This is a genomic window from Paenibacillus riograndensis SBR5 (assembly GCF_000981585.1).
GTDB classification, from domain to species: Bacteria; Bacillota; Bacilli; order Paenibacillales; family Paenibacillaceae; genus Paenibacillus_AQ; species Paenibacillus_AQ riograndensis.
Genome location: NZ_LN831776.1, coordinates 675,785 through 696,734, shown reverse-complemented (window position 1 = coordinate 696,734; position 20,950 = coordinate 675,785). Strand labels below are relative to the sequence as shown.

Genomic DNA, 20,950 nt, shown 5'->3' with positions numbered 1-20,950 from the left:
TTATTCTTCCTTTTCTGTGGAAACCTGCAGCAGCACTTCATTCAAAACAGCAAGCATCCCATCGACATCTTCTGCGGTAATAACCAGCGGCGGCTGGAAGGCCAGGACGTTGCGGCCTACGCCGTTTTTGCCGATCAGATAACCGCGGTCTTTCATCGCTTCGAGCACATTATCGGTCAGTTCAGCTGATCCGGCTGCGTCCGGACCTGCCAATTCTGCGCCCAGCATCAGCCCGGTTCCGCGCACATCAGTGATCATTCCCGGATAACGTTCCTTAAGCGATTCAAGGCCTTTCTTCAGGCGTGAACCAAGCTCAGCCGCACGCTCCGGCAGACGTTCGTCACGGATATAATCCAGTACCGCAAGGGCTGTAGCCGCCGATACAGGGTTGCCCCCGAACGTCGAAGCCGAAGGCCGGTTCAGCGACGCTGCAATTTCATCCGTTGTTGCAAAAGCAGCTACCGGAACCCCGTTGCCCAGCGCTTTGGCCATGCTGATAATATCCGGCACAACGCCAAAATGCTCCATGGCGAACATTGCACCTGTCCGGCCGTAGCCCGTCTGTATCTCGTCGTCGATCAGCAGCACGCCGTACTGCTCCAGCAGCGTTTTGACTTCGCGGAAATACGCAGGGGCAGGCATAATCATGCCGCCATTTCCTTGAATCGGCTCTACAATCATGGCCGCAACCGTGTCGCCCTTCTCCTTCAGCACCCGTTCCAGGCTCTTTAGAGAAACGGCCGCAGCTTCATCAAGCGTAAGCTTTGGATCATAAGGACGCTCAATAAACGTTACATCTTCATCCAGGTATTGATCCGTTCTCCACATCTGCAGTCCGGTAACACTCATCGTCAGATTAGTGCGTCCGTGCAGCCCGCTCTCCAGGGCAATGAAACCTTTGCGTCCGGTATGCATTCTGGCCAGCAGCAGCGCCCCTTCATTGGCCTCGGAGCCGCTGTTGACGAAGAAGCTGCGGCGCAGCTTCCCCGGCAGCACCTCCTCCAGCCGCTCGGCCAAATCTACATTCGGCTGCGTAAGATAGACCGTTGAGGTATGCTGGAGCTGCTGAAGCTGTGCAATTGTACGCGCCGTAATCACCGGGTTGCAATGCCCGCAGGCGACAACCGATACTCCGGCAAAAAAGTCAGTATATTGCTTGCCGTGCTCATCGTACACAAACTGCATGCTTCCACGCACGAGCTGCGGCGCATCGCGGTAAAAGTGTGCGGTGCAGGGATAAAAATAATCTTTTCTTTTGGCGGCAACCGCTGTTCTCCCGATGACCGTCTCTTCTTGCTTCATGATGGGTTCCCTCTCTTTCAGGCATATCTTGTGAAAAAAATAACTTATCAATCTACCACTTACTGTTATTATACGCTCCAGCTTGATATTTTAAAATTGAAATATATTAATTGAACTGCAAGGAGCCCAGCGTATAACCGGCATAAACAGGTGTAAGCCCGCCCAGTAAATCCTCCTGCGGATTTGTACCGCCCAAGGCAGCCTGATAGGCAGCAATAATTGCCCGCAGCTCTTCCGTGCTGTATGTGGCGCCTTCGATCCGGAAGCTGGCAATGCCCAGTCCGCTCATTTCTTTCAGCATAGGCAAGTAGCAGAGTTCTTTGGAGAAGAGCAGATGGCAGCGGCCGTATTGGTCGCGGTAGACCGGGTTTTCGCCTTTATCGGTTTTGAGCACCAGCACATCGTTGCTGACATAGCGGTTATCCTCTTCAGCGATAGGCTCCATCACCTCGGTATTTTCGTAAAGATCATGCTCCATGTACATCAGCGCCGGTGTCCCGTGGACAACCACCTCCAGCAGCAGATCACAACGCGCAGTAAAGGCTGCAAAATGCTCCATCGTCATCTCCGGGGACACCGTAAGCTTTTCCAGCCCCAGTCCGGCATACAGTCCTGCAGACAGGTGATTATAGACATTCAAGTTAACATCGCCAATCATTGGATATCCAGCCGCTCTGTAGCGCCGAATCGCTCCCAGATTAGTAATCATCAGCCCGTCAATGGGCAGCCGCTCTCCGTTCAGCAAGTGATCATACTGGTTAAAATGCAGCTCTGTCATCATCCGCGGCAATCCGAGATACAGCTTGGTCTGCCCCTTAATTGCTCCAAGCTCCTTAATATCCTGCTTCGTAAACGGCCGGTCGGGTTCAAATACATCTCCTGGCAGATACAGACTGTCCGCGCCCATTTCAATGACCAGCCGGGCTTGCGCCATGTTGTTTACACGCACAGCCAGTTCCGGTTGTGCTTCCGGTGCTTTCCCTGCCCGGGCCAGACGTTCGCGCAGCTCCAGCACACGTGCCTCAGATAGCTCCCGCTCTGCTGTTGGTGTACTGAATACCTTGCCAGTGCTGTAGAACTTGCCTGTACCTTCGTAACGGCGGTTAATATTCGCCAGACCCGGTTTGCCAAAAGCGTAGGCAGTGGAGAAATCACGTTTGCGGTTTTTGTACAGCTCTTTGGAGTCCACTGTGCGGTCAAAGCCGATAGGATCTTCGATATAACGGTCAATCGCATCACTGTAGCTGTTCACCAGCGAGACCATGAATTCCTTATCGCGCATCCGGCCTTCGATTTTAAACGAGGTAATCCCCGAATCGATCAGCTCCGGAAGATGCTCATACATGAACATATCCTTGACGGCCAGCGGATATTCCGCCGGGAACACATACCCGTCACGTTTAATCCGGTAATCCCATCGGCAAGGCTTCATACATTTGCCCCGGTTGCTGCTCATGCCGAAGACCTGGGAGCTGAAGTAGCAGTTCGCCCCGTGCACAGAGCACATATCGCCATGAACGAAGTATTCCAGCTCCATGCCGCTCTTCTGACCCAGCAGCTTGGCCGTCTGCAGATCCATTTCCCGTGAAGTCACTACCCGGCTTACTCCAAGATCGCGCAGAGCATAAATCATCTCCAGATTGTGCACATTCATCATGACTGAAGCGTGGACAGGAACGGTAAGCCCCATCTCACGGATCAGCTCCAGCACGGCCATATCCTGAACGATCAGCGCATCCGGACGGGCCTCGTCCAGAAACTGCAGGTAAGCTCTGGCTTCCTCCACATCGTCTTCGCTGAACAGATTGTTTACGGTGATGTATACTTTTTTATCCAGTTTATGGGCCATAGCAAGGGCTTCAATTATTTCTTCATGCGATAGATTATAGCCTTTGCGCATCATTCTCATATTAAGTACCGGGCCGCCAAAATACACTGCATCACAGCCCGACTCCACGACTGCCTGGAAAATATCGAACGTTCCCGCAGGCGCGAGCAGTTCAATTTCTTTACCGTTAAAAAATCTTGCCATTGCCTATTCCCCCTAAAATATTACAATAATGCAACTGCAACTCCCATGATGACGAACATAGCGACAAAAACAGTATCGGCAGCGCCCCACCTCAGGCGGTGATACCGGCTGCGCGGGGCATCCATGCGGAAGCCTCTGGCTTCCATGGAATAGACCAGGTCCTGAGCCCGCCGGAAGGCGCTGGAGATCACCGGCACAAGCAGGGACACCAGCATCCGCGCTTTTTCTTTGAGAGGCAGCTCCTGCAGATCCGCCCCGCGGGAGGCCTGGGCTTTCATAATAATCTGCGATTCATCCAGAATCGTAGGAATGAACCGCAGGGCGATGCTGATCATCAGCGTAATCCGGTCCGGCGACAGCCCGAATTTCTTGAATGGCGACAGGATTCCCTCCAGCCCCTGATTCAGCTTGCCCGGCGTTGTAGTAAAGGTTAGCAGCGCTGTGAATGTGATCAGAAACAGCATGCGGATCACAGAAAAGGATGCCAGGCGCAAACCGCCCTCATGCAGCGAGAAGGAGCCGGCGGACCACAGCACATCCCCCGCTTTGACCGACAGAAGCTGCACGATGAAGATGAACAGCATCAGATAGCGCAAAGGCTTGGCCGCTTTGATGAAATACTTTAGCGGAATACGCGTTGAAGCCATGACCGCAATCGAAAACACAGCCAGCAGCGCCATGGACTGCCATGAATCCGACAGCAGAATTACAGCTACATACAGCAGCATCCCCGTAAGCTTGGAACGCGCATCCAGCTTATGCACCCATGAGCCGGTCTCAATACTGCGTCCCAGCAGCAGCCGCTCATTCATGGGCATCCCCCCCTTCTTCCGGTCTGCCCGCAGCGCCCGCCCCCGGCAGGGAAGCGATCAGCTCTGCAAGGCTCTCAGGCGTAAGCCGCGGCTTCTCTCCAGCAAGCCCGAAACGGTCGGCAATGCCGCGCCAGTACCGGAGGGAATGCGGAACGCCAAGACCGCAGCGCGCAAGGATGTCCGGCTCTTCCGCCAGCTCCCCGCCGCTGCCCTGAAAAGCAATCTCCCCGTCCTTCAGCAGAATCCAGCGGTCGGCATAAGGCAGCAGTTCGTCCATCCGGTGGGTTACGATAATAATCGTCCGACCCTGTTCATGGCAGAGACGCTCCAGTTGTGAGATCAGCTCAGCCCGGCTGACCGGGTCCAGTGTGGCAGTCGGCTCGTCCAGCACAACGATCTCCGGGTCCATAGCAAGCACCGAGGCGATGGCCGCCTTGCGCATCTGCCCTCCGCTTAACCGGAATGGATTGCGCGTAAGCAGGCCGAGGTCCAGGCCCATTTCGAGCATGGCCTGGCGCGCCCGCTCCTTGGCTTCCTCCGGGCTCATGCCAAAATTGAGCGGTCCGAAGCACAGATCCTTTTCTACCGTATCCTCGAACATCTGCTGCTCCGGAAATTGAAAGACCAGTCCGACCCGGCGGCGCAGCGGGAGCAGCTTCGGCGACTTTTCACCGGCGCGTATAGTTACATCCAGCACCTGCACCGTGCCCTGAGTCGGCTTCAAAATGCCATTGAACAGCTGCAGCAGCGTAGACTTGCCGGAGCCTGTCGCACCCGCGATCCCGGTCAGCGAGCCTTTGGGAATGCCGAGGGTGATCTCATGCAGCGCCGTCTGCTTCCACAGGCTGTTTTCGGCGTAGGTATAGCTTACTTGCTGTAGTTGTATGGCCATAATGTATCGATAAGCTCCTTTTCACTGGCGGGAACATCCACCCTGATTCCCCGGCGTTGCAATTCACGGGCAAGGCGCCAAGGATACGGCTCCAGCAGATGGCATTTTTCCAGAAGCCCTCTATCCCGGAACAGCTCCCGGGGAGTCGTATCAGCGGCAAGACCGCCGCCATGCAGGGCGAGCACCCGGTCTGAAGCCAGAATCTCGTCAGCATCATGCGTAATCATCAGAATGGTATACTGCCCTTCCGCCCGCATCCCCTGCAAAATGCGCAGCAGCTCATCGCGGCTCGCCTCATCCAACATGGAAGAGGCCTCGTCAAAGATGACGATGCCTGGCTTCATGGCTAGAATGGATGCAATAGCTACGCGCTGCTTCTGTCCGCCTGACAGCTCGCCCGGATGCTTGGACAGCAGCGCCTCAATCCCCAGCTTTACGGTATAGGCACGCAGGCGTTCCTCCATCTCGGCATAAGGCAAACACAGCCCTTCTAGGCCAAACAATATATCTTCTTCAACCGTTGCCCCGATAAATTGATTATCGGGATTCTGAAATACCATGCCAATGCACTGCCGGATGGCTCCGATCGTTTCCTCTCCCAGCTGATGGCCGCAAACAGTGATTTCGCCACCACTTTTCGGCAGCAGGGCATTCATCAGCTTGACCAGTGTGGACTTGCCGCAGCCGTTGGGCCCAACTATGCTAACCCACTCTCCCTGGGGAATGGATAAAGAGATATTATGGAGAATGGGATGCTCCGGGTCGTAGCCGAAGGATACACCATCCAGCTTAATCACAGCCGGCGCCTCTTCTGCGCCCTCCACCTCTTGATATGCTTCACTCATGTTAGTCATCCTTCCGCTGATGATTCGGCTCAGCCCAAAAACTCTTCAAACAGCGATATTTTGGACAGCGACGCTACCAGATAGCGGACCGCATAGCCGACGGCAATCCCCGTCACGATTCCGGTAATAAGCAGCACCGGCAGGTAGTAGAAAATACTCGTGGATTTAAAGACTATGGCTGCCGCGAACAATTGCCCGGTGTTATGGGCCAGTCCGCCGGCGATACTGATTCCGATCACACTGAATTTCTTGCCCCCCCATTTCACCAGCAGGAACATCACTACAAAGCTGAGAAGCGAGCCGAACAGGCTGAAGAGCAGACTGGAAAAGGTGCCGAGCAGGAATGCGGTAAGCAATGTCTTCAGAATAACAAGGACAAAGGCGTCCCGGCCCCGTAAAAAGAATATACAAGTCAAAATCATAATGTTGGCGAAGCCAAGCTTAGCCCCAGGCATCAGCCCGACCCCGACCAGCGGGATCTGGGCTTCCACCAGACTGAGCACTACAGCCACTGCGGCAAAAATCGCCACAATCACCGTCCTTTTCAGAGCTGTTGCTGATTCACTACTGGACATAGGCATCTATATCATCCTCCCCCGGCACCGCGCCTGCTATTTCTACTAACACCCGGTGCGGCAGGCACACAATGGTCTGCTTGGGACGGGTAATATGGCCAAAGCCCAGGCATACCTTGTCAGGGCAGTCAGCATCGTACATTTCAATCCCGTAATCATGCACCTTCAAAATGTTATAACCGCGCTCCGTGCGGACATCAATGGTTTGTTCCTCTTTTGTAAGCTTCACTGTCTTATACAGCTTGCCATCCACCGTTATATTGGCTACAAGATTATTGTCCGGTCCCGCCTTGTCGTTATCGTTCGAGAGCCATCTCGGTACGATAAAAGCGAGCGCCACAATGAGCACGATGGAAATCAGCAGCACATCTGCGCGTTTCATAATGATCTCCCTTATTTTTTAATTAAAATCCAGACTTATTAATTATAACGGTCCGCCTGCAATCCTTCAATGAATGTGCTCGGGATTTGTCGGTTTTAGGGGGCAGTTCACAAAATAGGCACGCAAGCAGAAGCGGATACCGAATATTAACTGGATGGCATCCGCTTGAACAAGAAATATAAGGATAATGCCGCTGTACATCCCCGCATTCATTGCCCTGCTATCCTGCCCGGCCCGGATAACCTGCTTTATCGGATTTACCGGTTTTTCCGAAGTAGGCCAGGAACAACCCGGCAAATTCAGGGTCCCACTGAGTGCCTCTTCCCTGCTCCAGAATAGCGAGCGCCCGGTCATGGTCCATTCCTTTGCGGTAAGGCCGGTCCGAGGTCATGGCATCATACGCGTCGGCCACGGCGATAATCCGGCCATGCAGAGGAATGGCCGTTCCGGCCAAGCCGTCGGGATATCCCTTGCCGTCATAACGTTCGTGATGGGAACGGACTCCGCCCAGGTAAGGCGCCATTTTCTCTTCTGGCTCAATCTGCCGCAGAATATTTTCTCCCAGGACGGGATGACTTTTGATCTGGTCGAACTCCTCCTCCGTAAGCTCTTCCTCCTTAAAAAGCACGCTGTCCCGCACACCGATTTTGCCGATATCATGCAGCAGGGCCGATTTGCGCAAATTATCCAGCTGCTGTCCTGTAAGCCCGGCGAGCTGGCCAATAATGACCGAATATTCCGCTACCCGCAGCGAGTGCCCGGCTGTATACGGATCACGGGCGTCCAGCGCTACGGCCAGGGTGGTGAAATAGCTGTCGAGCAGCTGCCTGCTCTGCTGTTCCCGGGCCTGCAGCCCGCGGACCATCATATTAAACCCGGCCACAAGCTTCGAGAATTCATCCGAGTATTCATCCTGCACCTGCAGCAGCCGTCCGTCCTTGATATTATTCATCGCCCGGTATAATTCGTTGATTGGATGCTGCACGCTCCGGGTCAGCAGCCAGGCTGCTATGGAAGAAAAAAGGGTGCCGATCAGCAGCACAAGCCCGGCCCACTCCCAGTAGCTCCGCATACTCTCAGCCGCTCTTCCCCCTAGTGTTTCCAGCCGGATCTGGGTCGCCATAATAAAAAGCACAAGCGGGAAGGTACCGATCAGCATACAAGTAATGAGGAATTTGGGGCGGATTGGCACAAACACATGCCCCTCCAGAGAAAAATCAACCATGTGCAATTCCAAAGCCCGGTTTCTGAAGTTCTTAATTAGTGGAATAATTGCCGAGGAGGTCAGAAAAAACTCAATCAACGCATGCATACACGCTACCAGGATGGCCCCGGCCACCGCAAGCACAAGGTAGAAGTAGGGGAGATTGATTAATCCCGTACGAATCATCCCATAGGTCATGACCGACGCAGGCAGGGACAGCCCCAGAAAATGCGGGCCCAATATCCGCTGCACCGCAAGCTTCGGCAGCCGGTGAGTATGCAAGTAGGCTTCTTCCAGCATGGCAAGTGCGGGTCTATGCTCCGTAAGTGCGGCCCGGATCGGCCGGATTTGCCGGATGAAGACACTGATTTCCACGACAGCCATAATGGCGAACGAAATCAGCAGTATGATCAGCAGCCGGAAATACTCTACGGTGCTTATTTCAAGTGAAGAGAGTAGGATCAGGCTCCCCACCGCAAGCACGGCAACTACGGAGCCGAATATGTAGTTACGAATTTGCTTTTTTAAAAAACCTCCGTATAAATTCATTAGATCCCCCGTTTCCAGCCTGCCCATTCAGCTTAACTGTTTGCAATTCTTTACATCCCGTGCTATAATTAAAGAACATTTGTTTACTGTATATATTATCCCCATCAAGAAGATGTCAAGCCGATTCGTTGCCCGTTTATATATTATCGGCATTTTGGACACAAAATCTTACGTTTTCTTGCAGTACTCTTCCTTTTTATGAGATTAAATTCGAACATAGTTTTCCGATTCACACTGGCGCGGCCACGGAGCCGTAAGGACAAAAGAGAGGTAGGGCTTTTGTCGTTTTGGAAGGATTATTCTCGCCACACGGCTGCTGGAAATAACAAGGAATTAAGACACCCGTTTGCTCACGGACGGCGGGGGATTAAATATACGGAGAAGACATGGAACTGCATTTGGTAGATAGTAATGCAGACCATGTGTGGAACATATCAGCGCCCGGTAACCGCAGTTTGCGGATACCGGGCGCGTCTACGTTTCAGGGACTTTTTTTCAGGATCATTCAAGTAGAAACGGGTACTTTCTTATATTTGAACGTACCGGGTCACAAAATCAGTTACCTTCCCTACATACGCTGCCTTATCCGTATCATAAGCCACGCCGTGACCGGCACCGTGGATCACAAGCTGATCCTTGGGACTCCTGCACGCTTGATACAGCTTATCCATCATATAGAACGGTACAAACTTGTCGGCATCGCCATGTATGAACAGTATGGGCACGCGGGCTTTACGGACCTGCTTCAGCGCCGAGGCCTCTCCGAAGAAATACCCTGCCTTGATCCGGGTGATAAAGCTCGCCATATGGACAAAAGGAAAACTCGGCAGATGGTACATCCGCCACAGCTGGTAAGACAGCTGCGCTTTGACAGAGGTATAACCGCAGTCGGCTACGATGGCTTTGACCTGTGGGGGAAGCTCTTCTCCGGAAGTCATCATCACAGTGGCTCCTCCCATGGATACCCCATGCAGCACAATTTGGGCCTCCGGCCCGCTCTCTGCAAGGATATACTCAATCCATCTCAGGTAATCCCGGCGTTCCGGCCAGCCAAACCCGATGTACTCCCCTGTGCTGTCGCCATGTCCGCGGGCATCGGGAAGCAGCACATGGTACCCCAGGCTCTCGTAGTAGATTTTGGCGTATGCCCCCATATCCTTACCTTTCCCGGAATAGCCGTGGGCTATAATAGCAGTCCGCCCTGCGGCGCGCTCTGACGGCAGATAATAACCGCGCAGGGTAAGCCCATCGTCAGAAGTAATCTCAATCTTCCTGAAGCTGTGGCGGGATACCCAGTCTGCACCTTCTCCCCAGGAAGGCCCGGCAACCGGCGGGTCCACCTTGAGATCAGGGGTTTTGGCCAGGAACTCCTTGGGTGCCCGCTTGATTGCGATTCCGTAGAAAAAGAACCCTGCATAAGTCAAGCCGCCGGCCACAATAATCACAATGGCAAGTATAATAACACTCCACATGAACAATATCACCTTTCTTTCGGCATAATGGAATCCACTCCAGGACAAGCCCTGCACGCCGCCCGATTTTCAGCATAGTATAACATGGCCGGGGGAACGGTTGGAAATGCCGCAAAGAACCGGGCAAAATTCATCAAATGACGGAGACTGCGGCCGGCTTCTCAATTGCGGAAACAAAGGCAGAAATGCCTTTGTTTGGCCTCGTTCAGGCCGGGTAGACGAAAACAAAGGCAGAAATACCTTTGTTTAGTCTTGTCTCTGCAGAAGTGTGTTGAGGCTGCTCAGGAAGTGCAAGCCCATTGGGTTTCACTCGCTGACAGTTTGCTTTAATAAGCTGTTGTGAACAAAAGCAAAAAGCAGGGCTTCTCCATTGCTGAAGAAGTCCTGCCTTTTGCTTGTTATGCTGCTGAAGGACAAAGTCGCTCTCTTCGGTTAATCCGCTAATCCGCTATAATCCCCTTCATTATAAATACTTCTTTTACCGTTTGCGTTTACCGCTGTTTCTTGCAGTTCTGCTAAGCAGCAGTCCCAAGCCAGCGATTCCCAGACCTGCGATATAATAAGGCGCTGGACTTGCTTCCCCGGTCTGCGGCAGTTTATCGGGGGTATCCACGCTGCCAGCAGGAATTTCGTCATCTGTTATAACTATTTCCTCCGGCTCCGGTGTTACCGTTGGGGCCGGTGCAGGGGCTGGCGTTGGCTCTATTGAGGCTGTTGGCTGTATCGGCGCTGTTGGCTGCACTGGAGCGACCGTTGACACTGGCCCCAAGGGTAATGGGTCATCATTGATCAAGGTATCATCCACAATCGTGCCGATTACCGATGATGGTGTTGGCGTCGGGAACGTTACCGGAACATAGATTACTGTAGTGTCTGGCGTTGGTGTTGCTGTTGATGGCGCCGGTGTTACTTCGCTTGTAGGAGTTGGTGCTGTACTCGACGTCGGCGTCGCTGATGCAGTGGCGCTCGGTAACGCGCTAGACGTTGGTGTCGGCGTTACACTTGATGTCGGTACCGGCGTCGTACTTGACGTTGGCGTCGGCGTTGGTGTCGCCGTTGCACTCGGCGTTGGCGTCGCCGTTGCACTCGGCATCGGTGTCGCCGTTGCGCTCGGCGTCGGTGTCGCCGTTGCACTCGGCGTCGGCGTCGCACTCGGCATCGGTGTCGCCGTTGCACTCGGCGTCGGCGTCGCACTCGGCGTCGGCGTTGGTGTCGCCGTTGCGCTCGGCGTTGGCGTCACCGTCGCACTCGGCGTCGGCGTTGCGCTCGGCGTCGGTGTCGCCGTTGCGCTCGGCGTTGGTGTCGCCGTTGCGCTCGGCGTCGGTGTCGCCGTTGCACTCGGCATCGGCGTCGCCGTTGCACTCGGCGTTGGTGTCGCCGTTGCGCTCGGCGCTGGTGTCGCCGTCGCACTCGGCGTCGGTGTCGCCGTCGCACTCGGCGTCGGCGTCGCACTCGGCGTCGGCGTTGGTGTCGCCGTTGCGCTCGGCGTTGGCGTCACCGTCGCACTCGGCGTCGGTGTCGCCGTTGCACTCGGCATCGGTGTCGCCGTTGCACTCGGCGCTGGTGTCGCCGTTCCACTCGGCGTCGGCGTCGCACTCGGCGTCGGCGTTGGTGTCGCCGTTGCGCTCGGCGTTGGCGTCACCGTCGCACTGGGCGTTGGCGTCGCCGTTGCGCTCGGCGTCGGTGTCGCCGTTGCGCTCGGCGCTGGTGTCGCCGTTGCACTCGGCGCTGGTGTCGCCGTTGCGCTCGGCGTCGGTGTCGCCGTCGCACTCGGCGTCGGCGTCGGCGTTGCAGGCGGTTCGGAGCCTTCATACGGATAGTGGTGCATCTGTACATAACCGCTGAACGCTTTTGCAATCAGTGTGCCATGAAGCTCTGCATGATCATAAAAGACACTGGCATGAGGAGCCAATATCGTGCCCTCGATTGTCGTGTTCCCGATATTCACAGAAGCAGCTTCATAGAAATTGAACAGGACTTTGCGGGGTTTGCCTCCCCAGAATTGAAAATTGGGAATTTTCACAGCGCTTCCGCCCACATTAATAATGACGGTGGCATCACCTGCTATGTTGAACTGCAGCCCGTTGGCGTCAGCCAAATCAGCAGCGGCCAGATGAATGACATTATAGGCATCCGGAGCGTTAATCGTCATTTTTCCATATTCTTTTACAAAAGGCTGTGTCTGCGTCAATGCGGCCAATTCATCCGAACGCCGGACCAAAAACTGTTCCTCGGCCGCAAAATCAATCGGCGTCCCTTGGCGGGGGGTCTCCTTGAGATCCGCCCGTGTGGTGCTTATAGTGCCTCCGTATACAGCTGCCCCATATATAGTTCCGTCTGTTAGAGTGAGATTTTTGCCGGCAACCAGCACATCCCCGCCGGGCGCATCCTTGGAAACACCGTACCCCTGCAACGTAATATTTCCTTCAGCCGCGAGCCTTCCATGAATCTGATCGTAAGATTGCGTGAAATCTCCAAAGATAAATGCATTAAAATTGCCGGCAACACCCAGGACAGGGGTAGGGATATACGGCATATTTCCCGCAGCTTTAACATTCCATCCCCAGGTAACCGTGCTGCTCAATGCTAATACTCCTGTCAGAATCAGAGCTGCTGCTTTCAGTGATCTTTTTTTCAATCGCCTTGCACCTCCTAGTAACTTATTCTATGATTTTGCGGAAAAACTATAACAACAAAAAGACCGCCACGAAGGGTCAGCTTCACGGCGGCCGGACGATCATAGCCCTGGTCGGGCATTAGATTCCTGACTTTGCGTCCCGTCCTTTCAGACGGTTTGCGTTTATACATGAGAAATATAGATTAAATAAAACTTATGTAGTCTATGACATTTGTTACTTTTGAACTAATTTCAGTTTAGCCTCTTCCCTGCCCGATTGTCAATCTATTCCTTAACTATTTTTTCAAGTCGCGGTTGCCTGAAACATGGACAAACCCGCTATCTATAAGGATTTCCAGCCTTCCTGTCCAGAAGGAAATCTCTCAACAGAATGGTTTTTGCCTTTTTCAAAGTATCAGATCTTGTATTTAATTGCAATTTTTAATATTAAAATTTAGTATATTCGAACTATAATTTCAAATCTTATCCAGAACCTTTATTCCTAGCTATATGTACTCCTTAAGGAGCAAGAACTTCCCTGCAAATTAGGACTGCACAACAAAAAACCGCCCCGGAATCAACCGGCAGCAGTTCTTCATCCTTCTCTATGTAATGCTATATACGCTCCCGTAACCAGACATTGCGGATATAGCGAATTGGGATTTACAGCAGCTGAACCCAGCCAATCATGGACACCCACAACGGAATACTCAAAAACAACCCGAATACCAGCCCACGGCGGAGACTTCCTTCATGACTCATCATAATTCTCCTTTTGAGGTGCTTTATTTTGTTACGTTTCAATCTTTTATATTTCAATTTTAATATAAAACAATTTTTATTATTTTATTGTGAAAAATATCACATAAAATCACCCTTTTTTATAAATACCAGTGGTTATTTTATCCACCCCATGCAGCGCAAGGATCAGCCAGACAAAATAAAACGGGCCTCACCATGGGAGCTGGCAAGACCCTGCAAGCTATTTATAAACACCGGGGAGTGTTTGGTACATTCAATATATATCCTTAACCTGAAAACAAGCTGATAGCTGCATAAAAATTACATTAAAAGCTTCCAATAACCCAGTGTGCCGAAAAAAACGACCAGGGCCACGGGAAGTATAATTTTCCGGCTTACCTTATCCTCAAACGAAAAATACAAACACAGCATACAAAGCCACGCAATAAGGAGACTTCCCATTTCCTATGCATACGCCCTTTCTTATACATCCTGATGATCGCGCGGGACAGTGGCAGCACCAAACATCCTATAAGAAGATTACCCGCGAGTCAGCCGGTTCATACCCAATCATGGCTTGGGCCGCTAAATATTTTTTTGTTCCGCCAAAAGGTTATGCAGTCCCGGCAGGTCACTGCTCCCCCTCCAGTACAGGGTACTCCCAGAAGCTCAGCCTGCCTTTCGCCGGTATGGGCCGGGCAAGCGCCGTCACATCCTCCAGCTTCCAGGCATAACGTCCTGGCGCATAATCGCCAAAAACCAGCTCATTGCCGCCGGGCCAGCCCTCATCTGCAGCCGCTTGCGTCACCTCATAGCAACCGGCCAGACGGCTTGTAGCGATGATAGCTCCCCGGGGGAGATTGTCCACAGTAAAGCCATGCCGCGCCAAGGCCGACTTGAAAGGCTCCTGCCTGCAGGCAGTGGTGTCGATCCCCATTCCGGCATGAATCGCCAGTTCACCGCGATAAGCCGTTTGCCAGGAACGGGTCTCGAGCTGTTTTTCCCCAAGCGCAATTAATGTGGCCCAGGGCTGCCGGATGGTCAGACATTTCATCTCCGCCTATTCTCCTCTCTGAACAGCAAAAAAAGCAGCCGCCGAACATCCGGAAAGCTGCACCGCTTATAGTTATCGGGATGCTGTAGAAGGAGCAAAGCCCCTGCCTGCGCAATGTGTGTGCTTTCTACTACTGTATTGTATGACGCAATGGGATTCTGTGCAACTTTTACGAGAACCGGAGTAGAATAAAATTCCAGATTACAACTAAATAAGGACTGGCCGCCAGCCCGCAGATTGCTAAAAAGACTTGAAGCGGTGTACTCATCCCGCCATCCATTCCAGTCCAGCCCATGGAAAAAGAAGGCTTGGGCGGCTCAAGTCCATACTGCTCCATTAGCCGTTCTTTTGTGCCGCTGTCCACCATTGTTCCTGCATCCGCCGCATGGACGAGCGCCGGCTGCAGAAATAACAGGAGGAAAGCCGCGAAACAGGTAAACGTGAAGATAAATATGTATTTATTCCTCAAATTGCTCATTTCTCCTATTTATTGAATTTACTTTTCTATTTATTATAACGGATTTATCCTGATTTTTATAGATATAAGCGTTATACACTGTCCTGCGGCAACCAACCCGATCGACCAGTTTTGTACATAAGATCAGCCAGATTTGTTGATATTCCTCCCCTCCATATCCGTTTAAAATTAACGGTAATATGATGAAAGGGCGGATAATCATGAAGATGCGGCAGGAAGTTTATGATGTGGTGGTATGCGGTGGAGGATTGGCGGGTGTCTGCGCAGCCGTGGCGGCAGCCCGGCAGGGAGCCGGTGTCTGTATCATCCAGGATAGGCCGGTGCTGGGCGGCAACAGCTCGTCGGAAATCCGGGTCACTCCGCACGGGGCGGCTCAATTTCATGCCTATGCCCGGGAGACGGGCATTATTTCCGAGCTGCTGATCGAAGAACGGGCGCTTAATCATGAACCCATTCTCGAAAATGGCTGGACGAACAGCGTATGGGACATGGTGCTATACAATTTGGCAGTGTCAACGCCGAACCTTACGCTTCATTTAAACTCCACGGTCACCGAAGTGCACAAAAACGCGGAGCGGCACATCTCCTCTGTGACCGTGCGGGTGGCGGGGGCAGAGACACAAATCGCCATAGAAGGCCGGGTGTTCATTGACTGTACCGGCGATGGTGTGGTTGCCGATCTGGCCGGCTGCGAATGGCGCTGGGGTTCGGAGGGCCGGGAGGAATTCAGCGAACCTCATGCCCCGCTTGCGGCCAGCGGCGACACGATGGGCAGCTCAATACATTTTAAGGCGAAGGATATGGGGCGGCCGGTCCCGTTTGCGGCACCGGATTGGGCGGTCAGACATGAGGACCCCGCTTTTTTCTATGATCAGGGACGGCATTTCTACGATCTTGCCGCCGGGTACTGGTGGATCGAAATCGGCATCCCTTGGAATACCATCTATGACAATGAGCACATCCGGCATGAACTGACCCGCCATACACTGGGCATCTGGGACTGGATTAAGAACAGGGACCCGCTCCTGAAAGAAAAAGCTGCGAACTATGCGCTGGACTGGATCGGCCAGGTGCCGGGCAAACGTGAGAGCCGGCGGGTGCTGGGCCGTTATTTCATGACAGAGCATGATCCGGCGGGCCGCACTATATTCCCCGATGAAATCGCCTACGGCGGCTGGTTCATCGACCTGCACAGCACAGGTGGCCTGCTGGCCCCGACTGCGGAGCCGTCATCTGCGGAAGGTTACGCGGAGACCAGCGAATATGCGATCAAAAGCTACTGCGGGCCCTACGGGATTCCGCTGCGCATTCTCATGTCGAAGGATATCGACAATCTTCTGCTGGCCGGCCGCAATGTCAGCGTCAGCCATGCCGCCCTCGGCACTGTGCGCGTCATGGCAACGACGGCGCTGCTGGGTCAGGCGGCGGGTACAGCCGCCGCCGTGGCGCTGCGGCAGGGCCGGGAGGCGTGCAGCCTGGACTTCGCGGATATCCGCGAAGTCCAGCAGATTCTGCTCCGCGAGGGCTGCTTCCTGCCGAACTGCCGCAACGAGGACCCCGGCGATGTGGCCCGCTCAGCACGGGTACAGGCCAGCAGCTCCGCCCGCGTGCATGGCGTAGGGCCGGAGAGCCGCGACTACACCGGCGGCTTCGGCGGAACCCGGCTCCCGGACAAGGAGCCGCTTACGCACCGGCGCGGGCAGTGGATTGCCGCCGGGACGGAGGAAATCCGTTCCCTGGCCGTGTGCCTAAGCAATGAATCCGGGACGGAGCAGACCATTGAGGCCAGTCTTGTCCCGGTGGACTCCATCTGGGACTACGAATGCGGGGCGAAGCAGCCGCTGGCCCGGCAGCAGCTGGCCGTTCCGCCCGGCCGGATGCAGTGGGTAGCCTGGGAAGCCGGGCTTACCGCAGCGGATGGGCTGCGGAGCGGAGGGTATGTCCGCCTGGAACTGGCGGCAAATCCGCAGGTGGAGTGGCATAAAGGCGGCACTGTCATTCCCGGCCATACCTCGGCCTACGAGATGGGCCCTTCCAAAATGCGCCGGTACGGCGACGGGGGAACTCTAAGCTTCCGGATAGAGCCGCCGCAAGCCTGCTATGAGCCGTCCAATGTCTTGACCGGTATTGCCCGGCCGTATGATTATACAAACATGTGGCGTTCCGATCCGGCCGGGCCTTTGCCGCAGCGGCTGGAGCTGGAATGGGAAACGGAGGAGTGCATCGGGACGGTCGAGCTGGCTTTTCCCGGCCAGCTGTTCCGCGAATATCACCGGTATCCGCCGTTCTACCGCGACCCCCAGTGTCCAAGGGATTACAGCATCGATGCCTGGACCGGCGTCGGATGGACAACGGTCGCCTCCGTCACGGGCAACTACCAGACCCGCCGCCGTCATCCGTTGTCCGAGGCGGTTAAGACAGATAAACTCCGCGTTACAGTACACGCCACGAACGGCGATCCCAGTGCGTGCATCGCAGAGATCCGCTGTTATCGCTCCTGACACCTGTCTGCTGTATCCCAATAGGGGCACGTTCGCTGAATTAGCACTAACTTGCTGCCGACCGCTATATTAATGGGCGGGCGGCGGCCATTTTTGCTAGAATAGAGGGGATTTCAATTCAAGCTCCGGAGGAGAGCCTATGGGCAAATTAAAATGGCTGTGGCCGTCCAGCATGAAAAACCGGTTAGTCCTATCCATTCTGCTGTTCGTGCTGATTCCTTCCGCATTCCTGCAAATCCGCAATATCACGCAGCTGGAAACGATGATGAAGGACAATATATCACAGCAAAATGCGGCACAGCTCAATTTTCTCAAAAATAATATTGAAAGCCTGAAATTCGGTGTATTGGGCGCGATGCTGCAGCTCGAACGCGACCCGGACCTGCGCGAACAGCTTGGCCGCACCGGAGAGAATATGCCGGAAAAAAATATGTTCATCAAAAATGAGCTGCTGCTGGTGAAGCAACGGCTGATGAATGCCATTGTCCCCGTTCATCTCACGCTGGTGGATGATAAGGGAGAGGTCTACAACACGCTGGAGGAAGGAATGGCTGTCCCGGCGGTCAGCGGAGCGGAATTGCTGCAGCAGCCGGAGTTCGTGAAGCTCAGACAAGGGGCTGAAGCCTATTATTGGACTGTTCATGAGCCTGATTATCTGCTGGCGAACGCCCTGCCGGGCTCGCAGTTATTCTCTTTATTCTCAAAGCTGCAGGGAACGGACGGCCATACCTTCGCCTATCTGCGCATCAGTCTGGATATGAAGACCTGGCTTAACTCGATAACGGGCGGCTTCCAGGTGAAGCAGACCTATTATTTGCTGGACGGCGGCGGGCAGCCGATTCTGATGGGCCGCAATGACCGCTCTGCTCAGGCGCTGGGCGGGATGCTGGCCACCTTCAAAAGCAACCCGGCCCGTTATTTTACCGATGACAAAGACCTGTTCATCTTTAACGGCACTTATCTGCCGAATATGGATTGGTACCTCGTGAGCCGCTTCCCCTTGGAAGCGCTCTCCGGGAACATTCTGGCGATGAAGCGGGAGGTTATGCTGTCGTTTCTGGTCACCTGTATTATTTTTGCCGGAATCATGTATGCAATTGTTTCTTCTACGGTCAGGCCCTTGCATAATTTGCAGAAAAAAATGAGTGAGCTTGTCGATAAAAACCTGAATGTGAGCATCCCCGAACGAAAATATAAAGGCGAGCTGCTGCGGCTGGCCCGTGCTTTTAATCTGATGACCGGCGATATCCGCAAGCTGATCGAACGGCTGCAAATGGAGGAAAGGCAGAAGGAAGCCATCCGCTTTCAAATGCTGATGTCGCAAATGAATCCGCATTTTCTGCTCAACACGCTGAATACGATCAAATGGAACGCGCGCAACCACGGTGATATGGGGACATCGGAAATCTGTCAGAATCTGGGCAAACTGCTGGAATCAGGCCTCAACAGCGATGCGGACCTCGTTTTTCTAAAGGAAGAAATTGAACTGATCCGGGCGTATGTCTACATCCAGTCCTTCCGCTATGACCACTCCTTCAACGTGGAATACATGATCGGCGACGGCCTGGAGTACGCCCTGATTCCAAAGTTCAGCCTGCAGCCGCTCGTTGAGAATGCAATTTATCACGGACTTGTGCATATGAAGGCAGGCGGAAAAATAACCATTCTGATTGCCGGCGCCGGCGGCAGGCTGCGGGTCGAGATCGGTGACAACGGCCAGGGGCTGGAGCGCAGCGGCTCCGCTTCGGGGAAACGGCGCAAGGGCATCGGCCTCAGCAATCTGAGGGAACGGATCATGCTGCTCTATAAGGGGAGAGGCGAGCTGCTTCTGCTGCCGCTCCCCCAAGGCACGGTGGCTGTACTGGATATTCCGCTGTTGAATTCTTTGCCTTATGACAAGGAGGAGCGAAATGTGGAAAATACTTCTGGTCGAGGATGAGCCGTTCGTCCGCCGCTCGATCCGCCAATCCATCCGCTGGGAGGAGCACGGCTTTTCCATTACCGGTGAGGCCACTCACGGGCAGGAAGCGCTGGAGCTGATGGACCGGCTGCAGCCCGATATTGTAATTACCGATATTTTTATGCCTTACATGGACGGCCTGGAGCTGATTCAGGCTGCACGGGCCAAGGGCTTTGAAGGATCGTTCATCATGCTTACCTGCGCCGGCGAGTTCGAATACGCCCGGCTTGCGCTTGAATACGGCGCATCCAGTTATATTCTCAAGCTGTCCATGAGCGACGAAGAGCTGCTCCAGGCGCTGAACAAAGCCCGGGCCAAGCTGATGAAGCGGGTGGAACAGCAGGACCGGCTGGAGGACCAGCTGTTCCGGGAGGCAGCCGGTTATATGTGGCGAAGCCTGTGGGGCAAGGAACTCCACCAGGATGAAACAGACAAATTCGAGGATTTCCGCCGCCGGGCGGCAAACTCCCCAGGGCTGCTGCTTATCTCGGTGCTGGGCGGCACCCGGATGCTGAGCAAAGCCGACCTGCCTTCCCTGCTGCCCGCAGAGGCAGGGCAGGCAGCACGCTGCCACCTGTTCAGGTATATGGGGCAGAGCACTTTTTGGGTCTGGCTGGAGCGCAGCCCGGCACTGCGGCCTGAGGTGTTCATCTATGACGGGCTGCCTGCCGTCCGCCGCCTTGGATCAGCGGCAGATGCCGGTTTGGGCGCCTGGCGGATGAACCTGGAGGTGCTGGGCCGCTATTATTATGGCTGTGCCCGTGGAGAGAACGGTGTTACGGCCGAAGCCGATACGGCTCCGGTGCACCCCCTCCCCGTTCCCTGGGAACAGGAACGGGAGATTATCGGCCGCTTCGAGCGGCTCGATGTGGGCGACTGTGCCGCCAAATTGGAGCAGCTATGGCAGTTCATGGCGGCCGTCCGCATGCCGATGGCGGCAGTCAAGGAGACCGCCGAGCGGCTGGACAAGCTGTTCGCGCGTATTGCCGGAAAGCCTGCAGAACCGCCCGGCGCCCTGCTGGATGCCGTGCGCCATCCCGAATTGCTGGAGCAGACAGTCGCGCGGATGCGGACTTATGCCAAGGGTCTTGGCGGGCAGCGGCCGCAGGAGACGGACCATCCCGAGATCAACACGATGATCCGCTATTTGCTGCATCATTATGACGAGGACATCTCTTTGCAGGCGATGGCGCAATACGTCAATATGGATGAAAATTATTTGAGCGGCCTATTCAAGAAAAAAACGGGCGAGACCTTCATTAACTACCTCCAGCACATCCGGGTGAATGAAGCTAGGTTCTATTTGGAGCAGACCGACCTGACCGTTGCCGAAATCGGGGAGCGGGTCGGGTTCGCCAACCCCAGCTACTTCTTTAAAATTTTCAAGCGCTGGACGAAGCTGACACCCAACGAATACAGGCAGCAGTGTAAAGGAAAGGCGGGCACCGAGCCGCCGGCGCCATAATTATTAATGCCGCCGGCCTCCTGCCCCGCTCCCCCTGAACATGTGCGCCTGCCGGAAAAGCTTCTGCGG

The 20,950-nt window shown here is 54.4% G+C and carries 15 protein-coding genes and 1 riboswitch; of the genes, 3 read left to right on the top strand and 12 right to left on the bottom strand.

Going from position 1 to position 20,950, the window contains the following annotated elements; all coding sequences use genetic code 11:
- From PRIO_RS03050 to PRIO_RS02985, 12 genes are all read right to left on the bottom strand, one after another.
- Positions 1-1,302 (bottom strand): aspartate aminotransferase family protein, encoded by a 1,302-nt coding sequence (locus PRIO_RS03050; RefSeq protein WP_020425809.1) that lies wholly within the window; start codon positions 1,300-1,302, stop codon positions 1-3.
- A gap of 106 nt (positions 1,303-1,408) precedes the next feature.
- Positions 1,409-3,334, bottom strand: coding sequence for a peptidase U32 family protein (locus tag PRIO_RS03045; RefSeq protein ID WP_020425810.1), 1,926 nt, complete (start codon positions 3,332-3,334; stop codon positions 1,409-1,411).
- 20 nt (positions 3,335-3,354) lie between these two features.
- A complete protein-coding gene (locus PRIO_RS03040) occupies positions 3,355-4,146 on the bottom strand; it encodes an energy-coupling factor transporter transmembrane component T family protein (RefSeq protein ID WP_020425811.1) in 792 nt (263 codons plus the stop codon).
- Complete coding sequence (locus tag PRIO_RS03035) at positions 4,139-5,038, bottom strand: energy-coupling factor transporter ATPase (protein ID WP_020425812.1); 900 nt, start codon at positions 5,036-5,038, stop codon at positions 4,139-4,141. Before PRIO_RS03035 ends, PRIO_RS03040 begins: the two co-directional genes overlap by 8 nt.
- Positions 5,014-5,883 (bottom strand): ATP-binding cassette domain-containing protein, encoded by an 870-nt coding sequence (locus PRIO_RS03030; protein WP_020425813.1) that lies wholly within the window; start codon positions 5,881-5,883, stop codon positions 5,014-5,016. Before PRIO_RS03030 ends, PRIO_RS03035 begins: the two co-directional genes overlap by 25 nt.
- 29 nt (positions 5,884-5,912) lie before the next feature.
- Positions 5,913-6,464, bottom strand: a complete 552-nt coding sequence (locus PRIO_RS03025) for a Gx transporter family protein (protein WP_020425814.1) — start codon at positions 6,462-6,464, stop codon at positions 5,913-5,915.
- Positions 6,448-6,840, bottom strand: a complete 393-nt coding sequence (locus PRIO_RS03020) for a NusG domain II-containing protein (RefSeq protein ID WP_020425815.1) — start codon at positions 6,838-6,840, stop codon at positions 6,448-6,450. Before PRIO_RS03020 ends, PRIO_RS03025 begins: the two co-directional genes overlap by 17 nt.
- A 220-nt stretch (positions 6,841-7,060) precedes the next feature.
- Positions 7,061-8,593, bottom strand: coding sequence for an HD-GYP domain-containing protein (locus PRIO_RS03015; protein ID WP_039785189.1), 1,533 nt, complete (start codon positions 8,591-8,593; stop codon positions 7,061-7,063).
- Between the two features lie 527 nt (positions 8,594-9,120).
- A complete protein-coding gene (locus PRIO_RS03010) occupies positions 9,121-10,065 on the bottom strand; it encodes an alpha/beta hydrolase (RefSeq protein WP_020425818.1) in 945 nt (314 codons plus the stop codon).
- A gap of 478 nt (positions 10,066-10,543) precedes the next feature.
- Positions 10,544-12,703, bottom strand: coding sequence for a choice-of-anchor A family protein (locus PRIO_RS35340; RefSeq protein ID WP_144412084.1), 2,160 nt, complete (start codon positions 12,701-12,703; stop codon positions 10,544-10,546).
- A gap of 83 nt (positions 12,704-12,786) precedes the next feature.
- A riboswitch (cyclic di-GMP riboswitch) is annotated at positions 12,787-12,874 on the bottom strand.
- Between the two features lie 1,180 nt (positions 12,875-14,054).
- The gene (locus tag PRIO_RS02990) at positions 14,055-14,477 is read right to left on the bottom strand and encodes an ASCH domain-containing protein (protein WP_020431559.1); all 423 of its coding nucleotides are present in this window, start codon (positions 14,475-14,477) and stop codon (positions 14,055-14,057) included.
- Between the two features lie 169 nt (positions 14,478-14,646).
- Complete coding sequence (locus PRIO_RS02985; RefSeq protein ID WP_020431561.1) at positions 14,647-14,955, bottom strand: hypothetical protein; 309 nt, start codon at positions 14,953-14,955, stop codon at positions 14,647-14,649.
- Positions 14,956-15,155: 200 nt separating this feature from the next.
- Here PRIO_RS02985 and PRIO_RS02980 point away from each other — a divergent pair, with 200 nt between their 5' ends.
- From PRIO_RS02980 to PRIO_RS33660, 3 genes are all read left to right on the top strand, one after another.
- A complete protein-coding gene (locus PRIO_RS02980; protein WP_020431562.1) occupies positions 15,156-17,456 on the top strand; it encodes an FAD-dependent oxidoreductase in 2,301 nt (766 codons plus the stop codon).
- Between the two features lie 139 nt (positions 17,457-17,595).
- Positions 17,596-19,395, top strand: a complete 1,800-nt coding sequence (locus tag PRIO_RS02975) for a sensor histidine kinase (protein WP_020431563.1) — start codon at positions 17,596-17,598, stop codon at positions 19,393-19,395.
- Entirely contained in the window at positions 19,367-20,881 is a 1,515-nt protein-coding gene (locus PRIO_RS33660) for a helix-turn-helix domain-containing protein (protein ID WP_020431572.1), read from the top strand. Before PRIO_RS02975 ends, PRIO_RS33660 begins: the two co-directional genes overlap by 29 nt.
- Positions 20,882-20,950 lie beyond the last annotated feature (69 nt).

Excerpts from the sequence above, each read along its gene's own strand:
- PRIO_RS03050 (WP_020425809.1), bottom strand. The coding sequence starts at position 1,302 with ATGAAGCAAGAAGAGACGGTCATCGGGAGAACAGCGGTTGCCGCCAAA.
- PRIO_RS03045 (WP_020425810.1), bottom strand. The coding sequence starts at position 3,334 with ATGGCAAGATTTTTTAACGGTAAAGAAATTGAACTGCTCGCGCCTGCG.
- PRIO_RS03040 (WP_020425811.1), bottom strand. The coding sequence starts at position 4,146 with ATGAATGAGCGGCTGCTGCTGGGACGCAGTATTGAGACCGGCTCATGG.
- PRIO_RS03035 (WP_020425812.1), bottom strand. The coding sequence starts at position 5,038 with ATGGCCATACAACTACAGCAAGTAAGCTATACCTACGCCGAAAACAGC.
- PRIO_RS03030 (WP_020425813.1), bottom strand. The coding sequence starts at position 5,883 with ATGAGTGAAGCATATCAAGAGGTGGAGGGCGCAGAAGAGGCGCCGGCT.
- PRIO_RS03025 (WP_020425814.1), bottom strand. The coding sequence starts at position 6,464 with ATGCCTATGTCCAGTAGTGAATCAGCAACAGCTCTGAAAAGGACGGTG.
- PRIO_RS03020 (WP_020425815.1), bottom strand. The coding sequence starts at position 6,840 with ATGAAACGCGCAGATGTGCTGCTGATTTCCATCGTGCTCATTGTGGCG.
- PRIO_RS03015 (WP_039785189.1), bottom strand. The coding sequence starts at position 8,593 with ATGAATTTATACGGAGGTTTTTTAAAAAAGCAAATTCGTAACTACATA.
- PRIO_RS03010 (WP_020425818.1), bottom strand. The coding sequence starts at position 10,065 with ATGTGGAGTGTTATTATACTTGCCATTGTGATTATTGTGGCCGGCGGC.
- PRIO_RS02990 (WP_020431559.1), bottom strand. The coding sequence starts at position 14,477 with ATGAAATGTCTGACCATCCGGCAGCCCTGGGCCACATTAATTGCGCTT.
- PRIO_RS02985 (WP_020431561.1), bottom strand. The coding sequence starts at position 14,955 with ATGAGCAATTTGAGGAATAAATACATATTTATCTTCACGTTTACCTGT.
- PRIO_RS02980 (WP_020431562.1), top strand. The coding sequence starts at position 15,156 with ATGAAGATGCGGCAGGAAGTTTATGATGTGGTGGTATGCGGTGGAGGA.
- PRIO_RS02975 (WP_020431563.1), top strand. The coding sequence starts at position 17,596 with ATGGGCAAATTAAAATGGCTGTGGCCGTCCAGCATGAAAAACCGGTTA.
- PRIO_RS33660 (WP_020431572.1), top strand. The coding sequence starts at position 19,367 with ATGTGGAAAATACTTCTGGTCGAGGATGAGCCGTTCGTCCGCCGCTCG.